The following is a 263-nucleotide window of genomic DNA, read 5'->3' as shown; positions in this document are numbered from 1 at the left end:
CCCAAGTGGCTCAAGGGGACCCTCTGCTAAGGGGTTAGACTGCGTAAGTGGTGCGAGGGTTCGAATCCCTCTCTCTCCGCCACATTTTTCTCACAAGTGTTTGCAACGGGAAGACCGTTCATCCGGTCTTTTTTATTTGCCACAGTGGTTGCAGCATCGTGGAAATCTCATTTGAAGTGTTCTGTATGGCCCGTTGGTCAAGTGGTTAAGACACCTCCCTTTCACGGAGGTAACAGGGGTTCGAGTCCCCTACGGGTCACCAA

The 263-nt window shown here is 52.1% G+C and carries 1 tRNA gene; it reads left to right on the top strand.

Annotation, left to right across the window (positions count from 1 at the left end):
* Positions 1-187 precede the first annotated feature (187 nt).
* Positions 188-262, top strand: a tRNA-Glu gene (locus BK120_RS34415).
* Position 263 lies beyond the last annotated feature (1 nt).

Origin of the sequence: Paenibacillus sp. FSL A5-0031, from assembly GCF_001956295.1 — a bacterium.
Taxonomy (GTDB): domain Bacteria; phylum Bacillota; class Bacilli; order Paenibacillales; family Paenibacillaceae; genus Pristimantibacillus.
Note: the sequence above shows the minus strand (reverse complement) of the source record. Positions and strands in the feature narration are given on the sequence as shown.